Source organism: Geobacillus sp. JS12, from assembly GCF_001592395.1.
Lineage (GTDB): Bacteria > Bacillota > Bacilli > Bacillales > Anoxybacillaceae > Geobacillus > Geobacillus zalihae.
In genome coordinates this window covers 2,542,501-2,562,185 of sequence record NZ_CP014749.1, presented here as the reverse complement: position 1 = coordinate 2,562,185, position 19,685 = coordinate 2,542,501, and the positions used below count along the sequence as shown (strand labels likewise).

Below are 19,685 nucleotides of genomic sequence, written 5' to 3'. Positions count from 1 at the left end.
TTATGTCGTCATGTCGTGAAAACCGCTCCCACACGCTGGGCATGTCCAGTCGCGGCGCTCGCTCGAGGCTTCACGGACGTAAAACGTAAAGGAACAATGCGGACAAGGAATTTCGCGTACCCGATCGATCAGCATCCGCCGTTTCGGTTCAGCCGGGGCGTCGGTGTCAATGACCTCGACATGTCTGTCATCGCGCGATTCGTCTTCGGCGAGGATGGCTCCTTCCGCTTCCTCCTTCGTACGCCACCTGCCGCCGAGCAAGTGCTGCTCGAGCTGGCTGTGTGAGGAATGTTCAAGCATGTCTTCAGCCAGTTTCATGTACTGACGGTCCGTCAGCCCGCTGAACGGAAGGTTCTTCTTCTGTTTTTTCCAATACGCCCGCAGTTGGTCTTCGGTGAAAATCCATGTGACAATCTGATGAATCACGACATTTTTCATTCCATCCACCCTCTTTTTTCTTGATCATATCATAGAAGTCTGGTGATTTAACAGGAAATGCGGCTCAACAATAGCGTTTCTTAAATGGATCAACCTTATAAATGCTGCTCTTCTCTTCACTCAAGAACCATCGGTTTAGGGGAAATGATTGTTTTTCGCCGATCTTATAGAGGATGGGGAAGAAAAAACGATTGGCTTGAATGGGAAGCGTCTATCCGCCCTTCTTTTTTTCGCCAAGGCTGTCGTTGATTCCTCCGTCATCCGCCTCTTTTTCGCCATTTTCTGAAAAAAGAAATAAACAATCGCTTCTGCGTGATATAATAATAGTAAGACGGACGGCAGCAGCGTGCCGGAAAGGGGGAAGCGACGATGGACAGCCCGCAATATTTGTTTCTCGATTTTGAATTTACGATGCCGGAGACGAAAACAAACCCGAACGGGTTTTGCCCGGAAATTATTGAAGTCGGCCTTGTCGCGGTTGTGGACGATCAGATCATCGGCCAATTTTCTTCCTATGTGAAGCCGCTCCGCTTTCCGCAACTCACGGAACGGTGCAAGTCGTTTCTCGACATCACCCAAGAACAAATTGACCGCGGAATGAGTTTTTATGAGTTGGTTTCCTTGCTTCGGCAATATGACCGCGAACGCCCGACGACAGTGATGACGTGGGGGAGCATGGATATGAAAGTGCTCCGGGAAAACTGCCAATCCGCGCAAGTCGAATTCCCATTCACTGGCGAGCATCGTGATTTAGCCATGGAGTATAAGCGGTTTTTCGGCAACAAAAATCAAACCGCCCTGCGCAAGGCGGTGCAAGAGTACGGCAATGAGGCGGTTGGAAAAGCCCATTGCGCGCTCGATGATGCGTTCACCGCGTATACGATTTTCCGGCTGGTGGAAAACGACAAAAAATATTTGGCGAAGACAAAGCCACCGACGATTGGAGAACGGATTGATTTGACCCAGCTGCGAAAAAAATTCGCTTTATAGCCTGCTGCGTTGGCGGCGGCTTTTTTATGTTATAATAGAAAGTGGACGATTTTTTAGGCAGAAAGGTTGTTTCCTTATGTGGCCATCGGTGCTGAATTTATTTTTGTACTTTCCGGAAGACAAACGTGAATACATTCCCGCAGCCATTTCGTTTGCTGTCTTTTTCTTGATGGCGGTGTTCACGATGCGGCTCATCATCGTTATCTCCCGGCGGCAGGAGAAGGAAGCGAAGCGGCTCGAAGAACAGCTGCTTGGAAAACGAGAGGAACGGAAGGAGCCGCCCGGAGTATAAACGAGCCACCCTCCGGCAATACTGGCGGATAACAAGTGATGCTGGAGGGTGGTTCGTGTTGCGAAAAACGTACGGTGTGGTGTTCGCTGCAGCGCTCGTGTTGTCCGGCTGCGGCCAAGAGAATGGAACGAGCCGGACGGTGGAGATGATCAATGCGGACGGCGATTCGATCGGTACGATCGAGTTGACTGAACAGGCGGAAGGGGTGCGGCTGAAGCTTGACTTGGAAGGCCTCCCGCCGGGAGAGCACGCCATTCACATCCATGAAAACGGAAGCTGCAAACCCCCCGATTTCCAATCGGCCGGCGGTCATTACAATCCGGATGGGAAAAAGCACGGCCTTTTACACCCGGAGGGGGCGCATGCCGGCGATTTGCCGAACATTATTGTGAAGGATGACGGCACGGTCAACGTCGAGCTGACGGCGCCCAATGTGACGCTGAAAGAAGGAGAGAAAGGCTCGCTGCTTACAAAAGACGGAACATCGATTGTCATTCACGCCAAGAAAGACGACGGCATGACCCAGCCGGCGGGAGACGCCGGCGGACGGATCGCCTGCGGGGAAATCAAGTCGTCGTGAAACAGGGGCTCGCGCGCGGGCCCCTGTTTCACGTGGCCAGGGTAGCGCTTCGCATGGGAAATGCGAGAAACTGGCGGTCGCACGGCTTCTGCTGCACATGGTTGGCAGAACAGAGAACGGAAAGGAACGATCGTTTGGCTTCATTTGCTCTTTTGGTTTACATGGATGGAGGAACCCCGCAACGGATTCGGCGCTGCTTCTTTTCCCTTTCGCCATCCGCTTGGCCGCTCTTCTTTGGCGCAAAGCTAGCCTAGCGCCGCCGCCAGCCGCCGCAGCCCTTCCTCCAGCGTCGGGCGCGGGCAGGCGATATTCAAACGGATGAAGCCGACGCCTTCGGGACCGAATTTGCTGCCGAATTCGACGGCGAGTTTTCCTTTTTCAAGGAGCCGACGCTTCAGCTCCGCCTCGGAAAGGCCAAGGCCGCGGCAGTCGATCCAAACGAGATACGTCGCTTGCGGCCGGATCACGCGGAGCGGCGGCAAGTGTTCCGCTAAATAGGCAGCGGTCATGTCGATGTTTTGCCGCAAGTAATCAAGCAAGGCGTCAAGCCACGGTCCGCCATGGCGGTAGGCCGCTTCCGCTCCGACGATGGCGAACGCATTCAGCGTAAAAAAGCCGTGCCGCTGCTGGACGCGGCGGAACGCCCGGCGCCGCGATTCGTCGGGAAGGATGACTTCCGCCGCCTGCAAGCCGGCGAGGTTGAACGTTTTCGTCGGCGCGCGGAACGTGGCGCTTTGCGCGGCCAGCTCTGGGTGGAGCGAGGCAAACGGCGTGTGTTTGGCTGGCGGGAGCGTCAAATCGGCGTGGATTTCGTCGGAAAGGACGAAGACGCCGTGCTTGAGGCAAAGTTCTCCCAGCCGTTCGAGTTCTTCTTTTGTCCATGATTTGCCTCCCGGGTTGTGTGGATGGCAAAGGATGAGAAGTTTGGCATCGGGCAGCTTTCGCTCCAAGTCGTCCCAGTCGATCGCATAGTTGTCTTCCTCAAGGCGCAGCGGACTGAACAGAAGCGTGCGGTCATGACGGCGGACGAGATCAAACAGCGGCCGGTAGACCGGGGAAAAAACGATGATGCGATCCCCTGGTTCGGAAAACGCTTCGATGGCGGCGGCGACCGCCGGCACAACGCCGTGGGCAAACACGAGCCAAGACGGATCGATCGTCCAGTCATGACGGCGTTCAAGCCATTGGCACACCGCTTCTTTGAGTGAATCGGGAATCACGGTGTAGCCGAACACGCCGTGCTCCACCCGTTGCCGCAGCGCTTCTTGCACTTCTTTCGGCGCGGGAAAATCCATATCGGCGACCCACATTGGCCATACGTCTTCGCGGCCGAACACGCGATGAACGTCATCCCATTTCACCGACAGCGTGCCCCGGCGGTCGATGACGCGGTCGAACGGAAACATGATCGCGCCTTCTCCTTTCTCAGCACGCGAACGATGCGGTCCTTTCCCTTCATCGAATGGAAACATTGTTGCATCTTCTCCCTTCTTTTTTTCGAATCGATGGCTTATAATGGGTTATATCATAGCATCAAGAAAGAAGGTGGATGGCGGCGGCATGGACGGACAACAGTTGAATCGGCTTCTTCTTGAATGGATCGGCGCCTGGGACCCGTTTGGCCTTGGAAAAGACGCCTACGACGTCGAGGCGGCCAGCGTGCTCCAGGCGGTGTATGAGACGGAAGACGCCCGCACGTTGGCCGCCCGCATTCAGTCCATATATGAATTCGCCTTTGACGAGCCGATTCCTTTTCCCCACTGCCTAAAACTCGCCCGCCGGCTGCTTGAGCTGAAGCAAGCGGCGTCCTGTCCGCTCCCGTGATGACGACAGGCGGCCGGTTTGGCGAAACCGACCGATGAAATGGAGGGATGCTGCGTGAAATTGAGCGAAAAAGAGCTGGAAATTATCGAAATATTAGAAAAAGATGCACGAACGCCGATCGATGTGCTGGCGAAGATGATCGATTTGCCGGTCGAAGAAACGGAAGCGCTCGTCAAAAAGTTAGAAGAGGCGAAAGTGATCGTCCAATATACGGCGCTCATTGACTGGCGGAAGGCGGACGGCCGCGAAGGAGTGACGGCGATGATCGACGTCAAGGTGACCCCAAAGCGCGGTGTCGGCTTTGACGAGGTGGCGGAACGCATTTACCGATTCCCGGAAGTGAAATCGGTGTACTTAATGTCCGGCGCCTACGACTTATCGGTCGTGATCGAAGGGCGTTCGATGGCGGAAATCGCCCAATTTGTATCGGAAAAACTGTCGACGCTCGATTCTGTCATTTCAACGACGACCCATTTCATTTTGAAAAAATACAAACACGATGGCATCGTCTTTGACCAAGGAGATCAAGATCGCCGCATCGTGGTGTCGCCATGAAGCCGCAAACGAGAAAAACGTACGTGTCGGAAACGGTTGCGGGCTTGAAACCATCCGGCATCCGCCGCTTTTTCGACCTTGCTTCCACCATGGATGGCGTCATTTCGCTCGGCGTCGGCGAGCCGGATTTTGTCACGTCCTGGAGCATTCGCGAAGCGAGCATTTTGTCGCTCGAGCAAGGCTATACGTCGTATACGGCCAACGCCGGGCTCTTGGAGCTCCGCCAAGAAATCGCCGCTTATTTGCGCCGCAAGTTTCATGTCGACTACTGTCCGGAGACAGAAATTTTAGTGACGGTCGGGGCGAGCCAAGCCATCGACTTGGCGCTTAGGGCGATCATCAACCCGGGCGATGAAGTGATCATCGTCGAACCGAGTTTTGTCGCCTACGAGCCGCTTGTCGTGCTCGCGGGCGGGAAGCCGGTGGCTGTTTGCACGTCTGGCGAAGACCAGTTTCAGCTCAATCCGGCGCACCTTGAACGGGCGATCACCGAGCGGACGAAGGCGGTCATCATCTGCTCGCCGAACAACCCGACCGGAACGGTGCAGAGCCGCACGGAGCTTGAAGCGATCGCCCGTGTAGCCCATGAACACGATTTGCTCGTCATTGCCGATGAAATTTACGCCGAGCTGACGTATGAAGGAGAGTACACGAGCATGGCCGCTGTTAGCGGCATGCGCGAGCGGACGATTTTGATTTCCGGCTTTTCCAAAGGGTTTGCGATGACCGGATGGCGGCTCGGGTTTGCGGCAGCGCCGGATGAGATTTTGCAGGCGATGTTGAAAATCCATCAGTATGCCATGATGTGCGCGCCGACAATGGCGCAATATGGGGCGCTTGAGGCGCTTCGCAGCGGAGAGCGCGATGTCGCCGAGATGCGCAACAGCTACCGGCGGCGGCGCAACTATTTCGTCGCCTCGCTCAATGAAATCGGGCTGCCGTGCCATTTGCCGGGCGGTGCGTTTTACGCTTTCCCGTCCATCAAGCCGACCGGTTTGACGTCGGAGCAGTTTGCTGAGCGGCTGCTCATCGAAGAAAAAGTGGCGGTCGTCCCCGGCAACGTTTTCGGCCAAAGCGGGGAAGGCTATATCCGCTGTTCATACGCATCATCGCTCGAACAGCTGCAAGAAGCCCTTAAGCGAATGAAACGGTTTTTGGCGCGCCTGTAACTGGGATGTTCCGCCGTCGGCGGGACATCTTTTTTTGGGGTTTGCTGTCGGTCTATGTTATAATACAGAAACATAGACGAAATTCATCAATAGGAGTGTTTCGCTTGTCAACGATCAAACGAGGAGCGATCGTGAAAGGGAAGGTGACGGGCATTCAGCCGTATGGCGCGTTCGTCCAGCTTGAGGACGGCATGCAAGGGTTGATCCATATTTCTGAAATTTCCCATCAATTTGTGAAAGATGTGCGCGATTACGTCCATGTCGGGGATGAAGTGACGGTCAAGGTGTTGGACGTCGATCGAAAGGCGAGGAGGGCGAGCCTGTCCCTAAAGGCGCTCGAACCTGCCGGGGAAAAGGAAAAACGCCATATGCGCATGAAAATGCCGCTCAAGTCGGGGTTTCGCCCGTTGAAGGAAAAACTGCGCGAATGGATTGAGCAGTCCAAGAAAGAAAATTGGCCGAAACCATAACCCTGTGCGCCCCAAACGGTGAGAGTCCATGACGCTTTGAGGCCGGGAGAGGCGCAAAAAAATAAGACACCCACCGTCAGGCGGTGAGTGTCCCAATGGTTTTCCGTCATGTGCGCGATGTTTTCGGTTCAGTGCGCCCAAGCTCTTCGGCCGGTTTGAACAGCAGCGCCAAGTTGATCAAGCCGGCGATGCCGACCAAGCTGTAGATGATGCGCGACCAAACGGAGTCTTGGCCGCCGAAAATGGCGGCGACTAAGTCAAATTGGAAAAAGCCGATTAGTCCCCAGTTAATGGCGCCGATAATGGTCAACAATAGCGCAATGCGCTGCAATGCTCCCATCTTGTTTGCCTCCTTTGGAAAATTTCTTTTCAACTTATAGGATGAATCGCAGTCGTGAAAAATATGCATCGTTTGCCGCCAAAGCAGTTGGCTTTACAACCGGTGGCAGGCGCTGCCATAATAGATTCAGGAAAAGGAGGGCATCCATATGCAAGAGTTTATTTTCCGCAACCCGACGAAACTGATTTTCGGAAAAGGGCAGCTCGAACGGCTCAAAGAAGAAGTGCCGCGCTACGGCAAGAAAGTGCTGCTCGTGTATGGCGGCGGCAGCATCAAACGAAACGGACTGTATGATGAAGTGATGAAGATATTGGGGAACATTGGCGCCGAGGTCATCGAACTGCCAGGCGTCGAACCGAACCCGCGCGTCTCGACCGTAAGAAAAGGGGTGGACATTTGCAAACGGGAAGGCGTCGAGTTTTTGCTGGCGGTTGGCGGCGGCAGCGTCATCGACTGCACGAAAGCGATCGCCGCCGGGGCGAAATTCGATGGCGATCCGTGGGAGTTTATCACGAAAAAAGCGCCCGTCACCGGCGCCCTGCCGTTCGGCGTCGTCTTGACGCTGGCGGCCACTGGGTCGGAGATGAATTCCGGCTCGGTGATCACAAACTGGGAGACGAAAGAAAAATACGGCTGGGGCAGCCCGTTTACGTTCCCGCAATTTTCGATTTTGGATCCGACGTATACGATGACCGTTCCGAAAGACCATACGGTTTACGGCATTGTCGATATGATGTCGCATGTGTTTGAGCAATATTTCCATCATACGCCGAACACGCCATTGCAAGACCGGATGTGCGAAGCGGTGTTGAAAACCGTGATCGAAACGGCGCCCAAACTGATCAACGATTTGGAAAACTACGAGCTGCGCGAGACGATCATGTACTCGGGCACGATCGCCTTAAACGGTTTCTTGCAAATGGGCGTCCGCGGCGACTGGGCGACGCACAATATTGAGCATGCCGTTTCCGCCGTGTATGACATCCCGCACGCCGGGGGATTGGCGATTTTGTTCCCGAACTGGATGAAGCATGTGCTCGATGAAAACGTCAGCCGTTTCGCCCAGCTCGCGGTGCGTGTGTTCGATGTCGATCCGGCGGGCAAATCCGAGCGCGATGTGGCGCTTGAAGGCATCGAGCGGCTGCGCGAGTTCTGGTCGAGCCTCGGGGCGCCGTCGCGGCTTGCGGACTATGGCATCGGCGAGGAAAACTTGGAGCTGATGGCCGATAAAGCGATGGCGTTTGGCGAGTTCGGCCGTTTCAAAACATTGAACCGCGATGATGTGCTCGCCATTTTGCGCGCTTCCCTTTAATGAGGCGATGCGGCGGCTTCGCGAATCGATCGATGATGGCGCCGGCTCGGCGACGGAATCTGCCTGAGCTGGCGCTTTTCCTATTTTCTTGGTTTGCCTGGGCGTGCTCCCGATCCCGCAGGACGGTGGAAAGGGAGGAGGGCGCGAAAAACAGCCGCCTCGCTCAAATCCATGGTTCTCGAATGAGGAAAAAGCACAACGTTGATTACGTTTCTTGAGGCGAGCAGCCTGAGCCCCCTAGAAGGCGGGTGAAAAACGAGTTTTGTTCGCAAATCGGCGGCGTTTCATCAGAAAAGAGAGCCGATTTCACAAGGTTTCTCTAATTGAAAAATGGCTGGGATAAGCTGTCTTTTTCGTTGCATCACCATCCCTCCAGACGTTACGCAAGGAAATCGGCGCGGCGAACATGGCGAAAAATGAATCCGTTTCCAAAAAGGTGGGCTGCTTGATTTCCCTTGTTTATTCCGCTAAAGTGAAAGAAGGCAATGATTCTTGAAGGGGAGGCGGAAATCGATGACCCACATTCGCTTTGACTATTCGAAAGCGCTCGCCTTTTTTGGTGAACATGAGCTTACATACTTGCGCGATGCCGTGAAAGTCGCGCATCATTCGCTTCATGAAAAAACCGGTGTTGGAAGCGACTTTTTAGGCTGGCTTGACTGGCCGGTCGACTATGACAAAGAAGAATTCGCGCGCATCAAGGAGGCGGCGAACAAAATCCAATCGGACTCTGATGTTCTTGTCGTCATCGGCATCGGCGGCTCGTACCTTGGCGCGCGGGCGGCGATCGAGATGCTGCACCATTCGTTTTACAACGCCCTGCCAAAAGAAAAGCGGAAAACGCCGCAAATCATTTTTGTCGGCAACAACATCAGCTCGACGTATATGAAAGACGTCATCGATTTCTTGGAAGGGAAAGACTTCTCGATCAACGTCATTTCCAAATCGGGGACGACGACCGAGCCGGCGATCGCCTTCCGCATTTTCCGCAAGCTGCTTGAGGAGAAATACGGCAAAGAGGAAGCGCGCCGCCGCATTTACGCGACGACCGACAGCAAGCGCGGCGCGCTTCGGACGCTCGCCAATGAGGAAGGGTACGAGACGTTTGTCATTCCGGATGACATCGGCGGCCGCTACTCGGTGCTGACGGCGGTCGGGCTGCTGCCGATTGCCGCAAGCGGCGCGGATATTAACGCCATGATGGAAGGAGCGGCCAAAGCGCGCGACGATTTCAGCTCCTCGGAGCTTGAGGAAAACGCCGCTTACCAATACGCCGCCATCCGCAACATTTTGTACAACAAAGGGAAAACGATCGAGCTGCTCGTCAACTACGAACCAGCGCTGCACTATTTCGCCGAATGGTGGAAGCAGCTGTTCGGCGAAAGCGAAGGGAAGGATCAAAAAGGCATTTACCCGGCTTCCGCTGATTTCTCGACCGATTTGCATTCGCTCGGCCAATACATTCAAGAAGGGCGCCGCGATTTGTTTGAAACAGTGTTGAAGCTGGAAGAACCGCGTCATGAGCTGATCATTGAAGCCGAAGAAAACGACCTTGACGGACTGAACTATTTGGCGGGAAAAACGGTTGATTTCGTCAACACAAAAGCGTTCGAAGGGACGCTGCTCGCCCATACGGACGGCGGCGTGCCGAACTTGGTCATCACGTTGCCGAAGCTCGATGAATATACGTTCGGCTACCTCGTCTACTTCTTTGAAAAAGCATGCGCCATGAGCGGCTACTTGCTCGGGGTGAATCCATTTGACCAACCGGGAGTGGAAGCATACAAAAAGAACATGTTCGCCCTCTTAGGCAAACCAGGCTATGAGCAGCTGAAGGAAGAACTGGAGAAACGGTTGAAATAACAACGTGTTCCATCGCCAAGCTGCTGTTTTCTCGGAGGAGATGACTCGCGGCTCGACCCGAGTCGCGCCCGAAACGGCGGACGGAACGACGGAAAAAGCGCCTCTTCCCTTTTGCGGGGGAAGAGGTGTTTTGTTATACATACCGGATCGTCCGGCCTCACAATGCCCGGACGAGGGTTTATTGCTCCCTGCCGTTTTTCGCCAAGCGTCTGAAGCTGCCGCGGACAAATAATCCCTGCCAAACGGGAAACGATAAAAGAAAGGAGGGATTGTGCATGATTGAAATGCCATCGCGTTTGGAAGGGAAACAATTTCAACTGTACCATTTGGAAGAGCAATTAAAACCAATGGGATATACAATCGGCGGCGGGTGGGACTACGATCACGGCTATTTCGACTACAAAATCGCCGATGACGCGGGCTACCAGTTTTTGCGCGTGCCGTTTCGGGCGGTCGACGGGCAGCTTGATTCGCACGGAACGACGGTGGAGCTTGGGCGGCCGTTTTTGCTTGCGCATAAATACCAACGGGGCATCGATGATTTCGCCGATGTCGGCAACATCAGCGCCTCATTCAATCAGTTTGCCGAGCCGCAAGACCCGGATGCGACCGTACCCGAGCGATACATTTCCGTCGGAAAGGCGCTTGTCCAAGAGCTGGAGCGCCGCCTGCTCGATTAAGGGGCAAGCACAAACAGGCGGTCGCTTTGTTGAATCGGGCGGTCCGGTGCAACGGAAATCGCTCCGTGATCTCCGTGGATGACGCCAAGCAACGTCACGTTTTGCTTGAACAGCTGCTGTTGAACGGCGGCGAATGGCTGGCCGATTTGCTGTTCGTCTGGTTCGAGAAGGCAGAGCGTCTGTCCGTCCAGGCGGTAAAGCGCCGTCTCCCACACGCTGGCGGCGCCCGGCGAGCGAAGGCTGGCAGCCATGGCGAAACTCGCCAGCAAGTTTGTCTGAATCACCTCATCCGCCCCGGCGCGGAAGGCGTTCTGGACGTTTCGGCCCGTTAGGATTTCCACGATGGCGTACACCGACGGGTTGAGGCTTTTGGCGGCAAGCAGCGTGACAATCGTATCTTTATCGGCTTCCGATTCCGCTTTATGCGGATCGGCGGTGATGAGCAAAAAACGCGCTTCTTGAATATTGGCCTTCTCCAGCACCGCATCGTCGCTTGCCGTTCCTTTAATGAAATGAACCGGCGCGTCTAGAAGCGGGTGGGACGGAACGGTGGCGTCGATGAGGACGAAACGCATGGAGGCGTCGTGCCGCGAGAGGCGAAAGAGCACCTCGCGCGCCCTCTCGTTCCAGCCGACGATCACTGCATGGCCGCCCCCTGTATACGGGAGCTGGCCGCTTGTAAAGGCGGTTTCCCGGGCGGCGGCCGCGGCGGAGACGGAAGCGAAATAAGCAGTGAGGATGCCGGTGCCAAGGATGATAAGCCCAATGGCCGCGAGTTTTCCGGCGACCGTTTTCGGGACGATGTCGCCGTAGCCGATTGTCGCCGCGGTCACGATCGCCCACCACACGCCGTCGAACACCGTGCGGAACGTCTCTGGTTCAATGAAGCGCATCAGCGCGCCAAACAACACGATCAACGCGCTCGCCGAGACAAACAGGCGAAGCACGGGCGGCCAGCGCCAATACGATAACAGCACGTTTCTTGTTTTCATCGTCCACCCCTCTTTTGCTTTTGTCTTTTTTTAGTGTGAGCCGTTTTTGCATAAACATTCCTGTTTTTTCCCATACTAGGAAACGGAACATGAGAGAAAGGGGACAGTGGTCATGGATATGAACCGTGTCAAACAAATCGTTTCTTCTCCTGCCGATATTCCGGTGTATTACAACGGCGTATCGGTATGGATTGACGGGTATGATGAAGAAAAACAGACGGCGACCGTCCATTTGCGCGACGGGCGGCTTCATGAGCGCCGGGATGTGCCGGTTTCGGAATTGACGGAAGAGCGGGAGTGAAAAGGGGAGGCCGGCTGACAGCGCGGGAGCCTTCTTGCGTTTCCCGAGCGCGCTTGGTTCGAGTAAAGGCGTTTTCCGGCATGAAGCGTCCGGGCGGCCCGCAAGAAAACGGTTGTTGTTCGCCGTCTGTTTCGTGAACAAGACGGCTTTTCAGACGACAATCAGAAGGAGTCGATGCAAGGACGTAGACATCAGATGAAACGTTGATGGAGCGAAAGACGAGGAAATCTGCCGCTTGCCGAACAACATGTCGGGCAAGCGGCTTCGTTTTGTCAGACAGCGGATTGGCGGTGCGTCCGGGCAACACGTACTGTCAACAGCAAGGCGCAGGCGAAAAAGAGAAGATCATCCATTCCGTAGACGAGATGATACCCTCCAACGGCAAACAGCGCGCTGCCGATCATCGGTCCGAACGCCATGCCCATATAGCGGAAAAAGTTGTACACGCCGATCGCTGTCGAGCGGTTCGCCTGAAAGACGTTCGTCAGCACAGTTGTTTGCACCGGGAGCGAAAGGCCTAAAAACAAGCCGAACAAGGCGATGGCCAAAACAAGCAGCGAAAGCGATCGTTGGGCTGCGATCAAGAAAAAGAAAATGGACAGCACGGTCAAGTACGATGCCGCCAAGAGGATGCGCCGCTCCGGGAAGCGTCCTTGAAGGCGCCCGCCGAGGAAGCTGCCGATGACGATCATGGACGACATCGCCAAGTACACCGTCCCTTTTTCCTGCGCCGACAGACCGTACCGATCCGTCAAGATGCTGGGCAAAAAGACGAGAAAATTATACAGCGAGTAATATTGAACAAATCCAAGCAGAACGATCGACGACCCGGCGCGGCGGAGCACTGAAGCGAAGTCGGAGAGGCGAAACGGGGACGAAACGGCCGTTTCCGGTTTCGTTTCCTTCAGCAGCAGGAAATTGCCGGCACCAACTAAGCCGCCGACGGCCACGAGCGCCAAAAAGACGGTGCGAAATGGAAAATGCTCTGCCAAAAAGCCGCCGACGATCGGCCCGACGACAGGGCCAAGTGAGACCATCATTTGAAACGTCCCCATCGCCCGCCCGCGCTCTTTGCCGGTGAACAAGTCGCCGATGACCGTGGCGGCGACGACCGACCCGGCCGCGATGCCAACGGCTTGCAAGGCGCGGAAAAACAAGAGCGCATAAATGGATGTTGAGAAAAAACAGCCGAGCGAAGCGGCGATGTAGATGACGATGCCGCCAAGCAGCACCGTCCTCCGTCCTTTCCGGTCGGTGAGCGGACCATAGACGATTTGCATCATCGCCAGGAAGAACGTGAAAATGGAAATCGTCAAGTTGATCAAAAACGAAGAAGTCGCAAACGCCTCCCGCACTTCTGGTAAAATAGGAGTGTAAATCGTTTGCGTAAACGGGCCGAGAAACGCGGCGAGCGACACAAGATAGACGACAAGCTGGCGCTTCATCTCTTTCCCCTTTCTTTGCCAGTCCATATGTTATGATTATACTCCTGCTTTTTTCGTTTTTGGAAACGAAATGCTTATCGAGAAAAGGTGGGGATGAGAATGGAATCATGGTTGATCCGCGATGCGACGATGGAAGATTTGCCGCACATTGTCCGCATTTATAATGAAACGATCCCGAGCCGGATGGTGACGGCGGACTTGGAGCCTGTGTCGGTTGACAGCAGGCGGGCGTGGTTTGAGGATCACGACCCGCACCATCGTCCGCTTTGGGTCGTCGAGGACGACGGCGCGGTTTGCGCCTGGCTCAGCTTTCAGTCGTTTTACGGCCGCCCGGCGTACCGCCATACGGCGGAGGTAAGCATTTATATCGCCGAAACGCATCGCGGCCGGGGGCTTGGGGCGAAGCTGCTCGAGCGGGCGGTCGAACGGGCGCCCGAACTGGGGATCAAGACGCTGCTCGGCTTTATTTTTGCGCATAATGAACCAAGTTTGCGGCTTTTCTCCCGCTTCGGATTTGAACGATGGGGATATTTTCCGCGCGTGGCGGAATTGGACGGCGTGGAACGCGATTTGGTCATTGTCGGCAAACGGCTTGTATAGAATGGGGGAGGCGGGGAAGTCATAAGTAATGAGGATGAACGGAAAGAGGGAAGGATATGAACGTCATGCCGATTCGGCTGTTTACGATCCAAGATGGGGAAGGATTTGTCGCTGACGCGTTTCAATGCCCGGTGACCGGCAATTTGATTTACAAATCGTCCGGCACGCCGTCTGTCATCGCGTACACCGATTTGACCGACCAACAAATCATGCGCCTTGAACAATACGGATTTCGGCGGCTCGATTCGGCGCCGGCGTCGATGGAAAACGGTCGAGATGGCATTGAAGAGCTATTGCCGAGGCAATGAGGGAGAGAGAAAACACAAGATGAAAACGTTGAAGAAAAGGCCTGCCCGCTGGGGACAGGCTTTTTCTTTTCCCCGGAAGGGTGGCGACAGATTCGTGCGTGAGAAAGTTCAAGGGATGAAACTGCGGCGCTGCAAGGTTTTTTTTATTTGAAAAAACATTGTTGCAAAGCCTGATATTCGTTCCATCACCGGCCGTTGATCATGTCAACCGGCGGATGAGCCAATAGAGCGCGGCGGCCGCCGCTAGGCCAAGCAGCGTATAAAGAACCGGACGGCCGGATCGTTCGAGCGGCGTTTTGTTCTCCAAAGCCGGCGGGTGATCGGTCTTGGCCGTCTTTTCCTTCGTCTGCGGCCGCGTTTCCGTCCCTGCCCCCTCCCTCTCTCCAGCGGCACGCTTGCCGTACATGCCCGCTCCGGTTCGTTTCGCCTCCTCGTACGCCTTGCGGACGCGCGCTTCGTATTTGTAATCGCCATAGTCATAAAAGTCTTCGACAAGTCCGGCTTTGGCGAGGTCTTCTTGCAGCAGGCGCTTGCCGACCCACACCCAGGCGAGCAGCCGCTGGTATTTGTCAAACAGCGCGTCTCCGTCGGTCTCAAGCAAAATGTTCCCTTGATGCAAGCGGGAACATGTAAACCGGCTTGCTTCTTTCCCATACGGTTCGACTTGGATCGTGCTCTCCGGCGTATCAATGAACAAAAACCTCGTCGTGTATACATGGCCGTTGACGCGAAACTTCGCCGTATCGCCGTCGATGCACTCGACCAATTCAGCCGGGTAGGTGCGGCCAAGGCGCAACGTAGAACGATCTTCTTTCTTCCCCAGCGTATGGCCGTCCAGGTCGATTCGTTCTGGGGTGAGATGCCGCTTGCATCGTTCATTGCCGTTGTATTTCTGAATAAGTTGGACAAGCTCTTGTTTCGTTTTCGCCTGCTTCGCCAGCGCAGTCGGCTCATGGAGCAAATACACGCAGTCGCTGCCGCGGAAGTGCCCGCCCAACTCATCAAGCTCGCCAGGGTGGGCAAAAGCGGAAATCGGGAACATCAACAGGAAACAAAACAAGAATATGACCATTCGTTTCAAAAACGATCCCTCCACTCGAAAAACATTTCTTCCTCTTGAACAAGAACCGGATGTCCGCAATGGATGGGTTTCAGCACACGATCGCACATGTTATGCCGGTTTTTGCCGTTTTTCAGCGAAAAATCAAGCCAATATGGCCGTTATCGCGCTGTTAGGCGATTTGCGTTCGTTCACGATAAAGTTTATCAAAAAAGTGGAACGATGAGGAAACATCTCGTCAATCAAGGATGTTTGAGGGGGAGAGGATGACATGTCCAACTTGCTTTTCGATGATCAACCGTTGGTCATTTTGCCGCAGCTCGCTTTGGCGATCGGGTTGAACGAAAGCATCGTTGTTCAGCAGCTGCATTATTGGCTCAAGAAAAGCGAAAACGTCCATGACGGCTATAAGTGGGTGTACAACACGTGATCAATGCGTGGGTGGACGATGCGTCCGAGGAATTGGTGTTGGAAGCATTGAAAATCGCGGTGGAAAACGGCGCCAAACGGTGGGTGTACGTGGACACGATTTTGCGCGATTGTACGGAGAAAGGGTACCGCACCGTGGACGAAGTGCGCGCCGCGCGGTTGGCGTTTCGGGAACAGCGGATGAAGCAGCGATCCGCCCCGCCTTCATCCGATGGCGGGAGAACGATGCGGAAACCGATCCGCACCGAGATCGTGCCGGATTGGCTGAAGATGGATTACAGCCAGCCGGAAGACGACGACTTTGACGTTGAGCAGGCGCGCCGAGAGCTCGAGGAACGTCTGAAAAAATACAAAACCAACCTGGACGGATGAAGCCGAAGGGCGTAAGAGCCCGAGCAGTCTCATCTCATGACGGGACGTGAACCGAGCGATCTCCCGTGTGCCCCACGCTTTGAAGTTCAGTCAGGTCGTTCACTGGTGCTGGCGCCCCTTCACGTTTAGATGGTGGGAGGCTTCTTTTGGGAATTTGTTCACAGGGAGATGGCTCATCGCCATCTTCCGAAACGAAAATAAAAAACCCTTGCACGGCAAGGGTTTGGCAAATGGAGCATACCGGGCTCGAACCGGTGACCTTCGCGCTGCCAGCACGACGCTCTCCCAACTGAGCTAATGCCCCAAAAAAGGATATGGATGATCTGTCCATGTCCCATTATATATATGGATGCGGACAATTGCAATCCTTTTTTGATCACCCGCTTTCAATATCAACGTGCACGACATCGTCAATGGAGCGGATGACGTAGTAAAGTTCGGCGGTCGAGCGCTTTTGGTCAATGACGGCTCTTAGTTTCAGCAAATGTTCATTCTCTTCAACATCTTTAATGCGCATCGTTTTGATATTGATGTCCTGTTGTTTTAAATGGTCGATGACCTTTGTAATGTTTTTGGCGTCCGCTACGGTGATTTGCAGCAGCACCTCTTTTTCGCGCAGCTGCTTCGGTCCGAAAAAATTGATCAAAAACGGAATGAGTTCCACACTGACAATGAGAAGCGCGACGCCGAACGCCGATTCCCAATAGAAGCCTGCGCCGACCGCCACTCCAATCCCTGCCGCCCCCCAAATGATCGCGGCGGTCGTCAGCCCGGTGATGCTGTCGTTGCCGCGGCGCAAAATGACGCCCGCTCCTAGGAACCCAACTCCGGACACAATTTGCGCCGCCAGTCGAAGCGGGTCCATCGTAATATGGTCTTTGAGCGGAAAGACGTACGCCGATTCGATCGAAACGATGGTAAGCAAGCAGCTGGAAATGGAAATGACAAGGCACGTTTTCAACCCGACCGGTTTTCGCTTCAATTCCCGTTCCAGCCCAATGATCAGCCCGAGAATGGCGGAAATCCCTAGTTTGAGGAACGGATCAAACATCATCGCTTCTCACCTCGTTCATGGTATAATGAAAGAAAACGCCTGATGACGCCTGTTTTCGCCCGGCGTGAAAACGGCGGCCAAGAACTGCGCTTGACCGAGACAAGGGGAGGAAAACGAATGAAGCCGCCAAGCACCATCAAGGCTTATGCCGCTCTATTCATCGGTGCGCTTGCCGTGTCAACATCCGCCATTTTCGTCAAATGGTCGCAGGCGCCGTCTGCGGTGATCGCCTTTTATCGGCTCTTTTTGACCGTTGTCATCATGACGCCGTTGTTCCTCCAGCATCGAAACGAACTCCGAGGCATCTCTCGGCGCGATTGGCTATTTTCGCTCTGTTCTGGGGTTTTGCTTGCCTTTCATTTTATCCTTTGGTTTGAATCGCTTGACTATACCTCCGTCGCCAGCTCGGTCGTGCTTGTGACGCTGCAGCCGCTGTTTGCCTTCGCAGGCGGCGCGTTGTTTTTCCGCGAACGGTTGACCGTCGGCGCGGTCGGGAGCGCGGTGTTGGCCATTATCGGCAGCGTTCTCATCAGCTGGGGAGACTTCCGCGTCAGCGGCCAAGCGCTGTACGGCGATGGATTGGCGCTGCTTTCGTGCGCGTTTGTCACAGCGTATTGGCTGTTCGGCCAAGAGGTGCGCCAACGGTTGTCATTGATGACGTATACCTATATCGTCTATGGCATCAGCGCGGCGGTGTTGTGGCTGTACGCGATGCTGTTTCGCCTTTCGCTGACGGCGTATCAGCTGACGGATTGGCTTTGTTTTCTCGCTCTCGCCGTCATTCCAACGCTGCTCGGCCATTCGGTGATGAACTGGGCGGTCAAATGGGTCAGCGCCTCGACGGTGTCGATGGCGATTTTATTTGAACCGATCGGCGCTTCCGCCTTGGCCTACTGGCTGTTTGGCGAACCGATCCGTCCGTTTCAATGGATCGGCGGTATTTTTATTTTAACAGGAATCGCCCTGTATTTGTGGGAGAAAAGCGAAAAAGGTCCGCTAACGGTGCAAGAACGTAGCGGACCCTAACGTTCCGACGATCAACGAAGAGCGGCGGATCGGCAGGCGGAATTCATCGAGGCGGCGAGCGAATTGGGACAAATAAGCGAAATCGACTTGTGTGATATCGGGAAGCAGGTAAGCCGATTTCGTCGCCCCCTGCTTTCGCTTTCGATTGAGGGCGGCGATAATGCCGTCTGCCGTCTGAATGCCGATGCCGTGTCCGTAAAACAACCCGTCGCCCAAGTAGATCGTATTTTCCCCTTGCCATTGCGGCGTCAGCGGATCGAATTCCGGGTTTTTGAAATAGAGGCAATCTCCGGGGAGAAAGTGTTCATCTTTTTTTGTTTGAATGCCAAGATCCCGGTCGGTATGCCAGTCATACAGCAGCAAATCCGCAAACAGCCGGTTGAATGCCGCTGGATCGATTACGTCAAGCACGGCTTTGTAGAACACGATGACGATCGCGGTCGCGCATTCAAACGCGTATCGCTCGCTATGGACAAAAATGTCCTGAATCGCTTCGGAAGCCGTGACATCTGGACGAAGACGGAAGCCGCCGCGCTCGTCCCGCGTCCAGAAATCGCTGTTGCAGCGCGAAAAACGGAAAATGGCAAACCGCGCCCGGCTTTTCGCCAACTCGCCCGCCGCCCGAACAATGCGGTCGCGCAAGGCGATTTCAAATCGAAGCTGGTGTTTATTTGCATACGTATACAACTTAGGCGAGGAAACAAGGGCATCTAAGATTCGTTGTTCGCTGGCCGGAAGCGAAAACGAACTCGAAACGTCAAAGTTGATTGGTGACAACACGCGAATCAAAGTGAAGAAGCCTCCTTGATGAAAGGATCGCAACAACGATATAGATGCAAAACGGAAAAGTTCTCCACGTCCTTGACGAAAAAAGTCGCTTGCCTATTTCGACCGCCCGAGGCAAACCGTCGTCTTCTTCGCCGCACCTTGGCGCGGCGGAAGACGGAACGACTACCTGCTTCACAGACCCAGGCGTGGGGCTGGAAGCGGCGTTGTTCGGTCGCCTGACAGTCCATCCAGTCGCTCTGCAAAAGCCGTCGATGTGAAAGCGTCCAATCGCATCTATATAGCGATGCCATAGAAAAAATGTATGCACTCGCGCCGGTGTTCATTCCCCTTTTTTAGGAAAAGAACGCTTTCCTGTGGGATGGAGAAGAGGGAACGGGGATGGATCAGCGCGTCCTAAAATTTTTTTAAAAAAGGTATTGCTTTTTTCGAGTTAAGGTGGTATATTAGAAAACGTCGCTGATCGAAGAGGTTGTTTGACAGCGATGCGAAGCAAAAAAAGCAGTTGACATCGAAAAAGATGTTATGCTAACATAAAAGAGCTGTTTGAGAGAGACAAAACAGTCGAAAGCTTGTTCCTTGAAAACTGAACGAAACGAAGCGTAATAGAAAAGTGGAGGCCGCTTGCCTATCGGCGAAACGCGCAGAGAGGCCCGCGAGCGGGCTTAGCCCGCCAAAGCGGGACACGAAGCGTCGCGAGCCGATAGCGGCCGAAGCTGGACAATCCGAAAAGCCAATCAACTTTCTTTGGAGAGTTTGATCCTGGCTCAGGACGAACGCTGGCGGCGTGCCTAATACA

Annotated in this window: 24 protein-coding genes, 1 tRNA gene, 1 rRNA gene and 1 pseudogene (1 of these 27 running past the window's edge); 18 read left to right on the top strand and 9 right to left on the bottom strand. The window is 54.6% G+C overall.

Translation table 11 applies throughout. The features are described 5' to 3' along the window. Positions 1-438, bottom strand: a complete 438-nt coding sequence (locus A0V43_RS12595) for a hypothetical protein (protein WP_060788707.1) — start codon at positions 436-438, stop codon at positions 1-3. A gap of 369 nt (positions 439-807) precedes the next feature. Here A0V43_RS12595 and kapD point away from each other — a divergent pair, with 369 nt between their 5' ends. From kapD to A0V43_RS12580, 3 genes are all read left to right on the top strand, one after another. After that, positions 808-1,428, top strand: a complete 621-nt coding sequence (gene kapD, locus A0V43_RS12590) for a 3'-5' exonuclease KapD (RefSeq protein ID WP_063193221.1) — start codon at positions 808-810, stop codon at positions 1,426-1,428. 76 nt (positions 1,429-1,504) lie between these two features. Beyond that, positions 1,505-1,720: a hypothetical protein gene (locus A0V43_RS12585; RefSeq protein WP_063193220.1), complete on the top strand. Its 216-nt coding sequence runs from the start codon at positions 1,505-1,507 to the stop codon at positions 1,718-1,720. 55 nt (positions 1,721-1,775) lie between these two features. After that, complete coding sequence (locus A0V43_RS12580) at positions 1,776-2,300, top strand: superoxide dismutase family protein (RefSeq protein WP_013524510.1); 525 nt, start codon at positions 1,776-1,778, stop codon at positions 2,298-2,300. Between the two features lie 245 nt (positions 2,301-2,545). On the opposite strand, the gene A0V43_RS12575 is transcribed toward A0V43_RS12580, so the two are convergent. Further along, entirely contained in the window at positions 2,546-3,706 is a 1,161-nt protein-coding gene (locus tag A0V43_RS12575) for a MalY/PatB family protein (protein ID WP_063193866.1), read from the bottom strand. 154 nt (positions 3,707-3,860) lie between these two features. Between A0V43_RS12575 and A0V43_RS12570 the strand changes: the two genes are divergently transcribed. The 4 genes from A0V43_RS12570 (at position 3,861) to yugI (ending at position 6,318) form a co-directional block, all read left to right on the top strand. Then, positions 3,861-4,124, top strand: a complete 264-nt coding sequence (locus A0V43_RS12570) for a YugE family protein (RefSeq protein WP_013524508.1) — start codon at positions 3,861-3,863, stop codon at positions 4,122-4,124. 54 nt (positions 4,125-4,178) lie between these two features. Next, positions 4,179-4,679 (top strand): Lrp/AsnC family transcriptional regulator, encoded by a 501-nt coding sequence (locus A0V43_RS12565; RefSeq protein WP_013144362.1) that lies wholly within the window; start codon positions 4,179-4,181, stop codon positions 4,677-4,679. After that, the gene (locus A0V43_RS12560) at positions 4,676-5,848 is read left to right on the top strand and encodes an aminotransferase (RefSeq protein ID WP_063193219.1); all 1,173 of its coding nucleotides are present in this window, start codon (positions 4,676-4,678) and stop codon (positions 5,846-5,848) included. The genes A0V43_RS12565 and A0V43_RS12560 overlap by 4 nt, the downstream gene beginning before the upstream one ends. 104 nt (positions 5,849-5,952) lie before the next feature. Further along, complete coding sequence (gene yugI / locus A0V43_RS12555; RefSeq protein ID WP_013144364.1) at positions 5,953-6,318, top strand: S1 domain-containing post-transcriptional regulator GSP13; 366 nt, start codon at positions 5,953-5,955, stop codon at positions 6,316-6,318. Positions 6,319-6,424: 106 nt separating this feature from the next. Here the strand turns inward: yugI and A0V43_RS12550 are convergent, their stop codons facing one another. Further along, positions 6,425-6,658 carry a DUF378 domain-containing protein gene (locus A0V43_RS12550; RefSeq protein WP_011232397.1) on the bottom strand — a complete coding sequence of 78 codons (234 nt, stop codon included), beginning with the start codon at positions 6,656-6,658 and terminating at the stop codon, positions 6,425-6,427. A gap of 148 nt (positions 6,659-6,806) precedes the next feature. Between A0V43_RS12550 and A0V43_RS12545 the strand changes: the two genes are divergently transcribed. From A0V43_RS12545 to A0V43_RS12535, 3 genes are all read left to right on the top strand, one after another. Then, complete coding sequence (locus tag A0V43_RS12545; RefSeq protein WP_013144365.1) at positions 6,807-7,970, top strand: iron-containing alcohol dehydrogenase; 1,164 nt, start codon at positions 6,807-6,809, stop codon at positions 7,968-7,970. 513 nt (positions 7,971-8,483) lie between these two features. Next, positions 8,484-9,833, top strand: coding sequence for a glucose-6-phosphate isomerase (locus tag A0V43_RS12540; RefSeq protein WP_063193218.1), 1,350 nt, complete (start codon positions 8,484-8,486; stop codon positions 9,831-9,833). Positions 9,834-10,108: 275 nt separating this feature from the next. Beyond that, positions 10,109-10,513, top strand: a complete 405-nt coding sequence (locus tag A0V43_RS12535) for a YugN-like family protein (RefSeq protein ID WP_013144366.1) — start codon at positions 10,109-10,111, stop codon at positions 10,511-10,513. Here A0V43_RS12535 and A0V43_RS12530 read toward each other — a convergent pair. Continuing rightward, entirely contained in the window at positions 10,510-11,505 is a 996-nt protein-coding gene (locus tag A0V43_RS12530; protein WP_063193217.1) for a potassium channel family protein, read from the bottom strand. The genes A0V43_RS12535 and A0V43_RS12530 overlap by 4 nt on opposite strands. A gap of 112 nt (positions 11,506-11,617) precedes the next feature. Between A0V43_RS12530 and A0V43_RS12525 the strand changes: the two genes are divergently transcribed. Further along, on the top strand, positions 11,618-11,806 hold the full coding sequence (locus A0V43_RS12525; protein WP_013144368.1) for an H-type small acid-soluble spore protein: 189 nt from the start codon (positions 11,618-11,620) through the stop codon (positions 11,804-11,806). A 272-nt stretch (positions 11,807-12,078) separates the two neighbouring features. On the opposite strand, the gene A0V43_RS12520 is transcribed toward A0V43_RS12525, so the two are convergent. Continuing rightward, the gene (locus tag A0V43_RS12520; RefSeq protein WP_236930821.1) at positions 12,079-13,278 is read right to left on the bottom strand and encodes an MFS transporter; all 1,200 of its coding nucleotides are present in this window, start codon (positions 13,276-13,278) and stop codon (positions 12,079-12,081) included. 72 nt (positions 13,279-13,350) lie between these two features. On the opposite strand from A0V43_RS12520, the gene A0V43_RS12515 reads away from it, so the two are divergent. Continuing rightward, positions 13,351-13,851, top strand: a complete 501-nt coding sequence (locus A0V43_RS12515; protein WP_128578028.1) for a GNAT family N-acetyltransferase — start codon at positions 13,351-13,353, stop codon at positions 13,849-13,851. Positions 13,852-13,907: 56 nt separating this feature from the next. Further along, the gene (locus A0V43_RS12510; protein WP_063193215.1) at positions 13,908-14,159 is read left to right on the top strand and encodes a hypothetical protein; all 252 of its coding nucleotides are present in this window, start codon (positions 13,908-13,910) and stop codon (positions 14,157-14,159) included. Positions 14,160-14,358: 199 nt separating this feature from the next. Here A0V43_RS12510 and A0V43_RS12505 read toward each other — a convergent pair whose 3' ends face one another. Next, positions 14,359-15,240, bottom strand: a complete 882-nt coding sequence (locus A0V43_RS12505) for a thermonuclease family protein (RefSeq protein WP_063193864.1) — start codon at positions 15,238-15,240, stop codon at positions 14,359-14,361. Positions 15,241-15,490: 250 nt separating this feature from the next. Here A0V43_RS12505 and A0V43_RS21020 point away from each other — a divergent pair, with 250 nt between their 5' ends. Then, entirely contained in the window at positions 15,491-15,649 is a 159-nt protein-coding gene (locus A0V43_RS21020) for a hypothetical protein (RefSeq protein WP_373278108.1), read from the top strand. Next, positions 15,649-16,020, top strand: a pseudogene (locus A0V43_RS12500) (DnaD domain protein); the annotation flags it as partial. The gene A0V43_RS21020 and the pseudogene A0V43_RS12500, both read left to right, overlap by 1 nt. 231 nt (positions 16,021-16,251) lie before the next feature. Here the strand turns inward: A0V43_RS12500 and A0V43_RS12495 are convergent. Together A0V43_RS12495 and A0V43_RS12490 are read right to left on the bottom strand one after the other, a co-directional pair. After that, positions 16,252-16,324, bottom strand: a tRNA-Ala gene (locus tag A0V43_RS12495). A gap of 72 nt (positions 16,325-16,396) precedes the next feature. Further along, positions 16,397-17,074 carry an MgtC/SapB family protein gene (locus A0V43_RS12490; protein WP_011232387.1) on the bottom strand — a complete coding sequence of 226 codons (678 nt, stop codon included), beginning with the start codon at positions 17,072-17,074 and terminating at the stop codon, positions 16,397-16,399. A gap of 117 nt (positions 17,075-17,191) precedes the next feature. Here A0V43_RS12490 and A0V43_RS12485 point away from each other — a divergent pair, with 117 nt between their 5' ends. After that, entirely contained in the window at positions 17,192-18,100 is a 909-nt protein-coding gene (locus A0V43_RS12485; RefSeq protein ID WP_063193863.1) for a DMT family transporter, read from the top strand. On the opposite strand, the gene A0V43_RS12480 is transcribed toward A0V43_RS12485, so the two are convergent. Beyond that, positions 18,071-18,889: a protein-glutamine gamma-glutamyltransferase gene (locus A0V43_RS12480; RefSeq protein ID WP_063193213.1), complete on the bottom strand. Its 819-nt coding sequence runs from the start codon at positions 18,887-18,889 to the stop codon at positions 18,071-18,073. The two genes, A0V43_RS12485 and A0V43_RS12480, sit on opposite strands and share 30 nt — an antisense overlap. A gap of 89 nt (positions 18,890-18,978) precedes the next feature. Here A0V43_RS12480 and A0V43_RS12475 point away from each other — a divergent pair, with 89 nt between their 5' ends. Next, a complete protein-coding gene (locus A0V43_RS12475; protein WP_236930820.1) occupies positions 18,979-19,146 on the top strand; it encodes a hypothetical protein in 168 nt (55 codons plus the stop codon). Between the two features lie 484 nt (positions 19,147-19,630). Beyond that, a 16S ribosomal RNA gene (locus A0V43_RS12470) occupies positions 19,631-19,685 on the top strand; it runs 1,502 nt beyond the window's last position.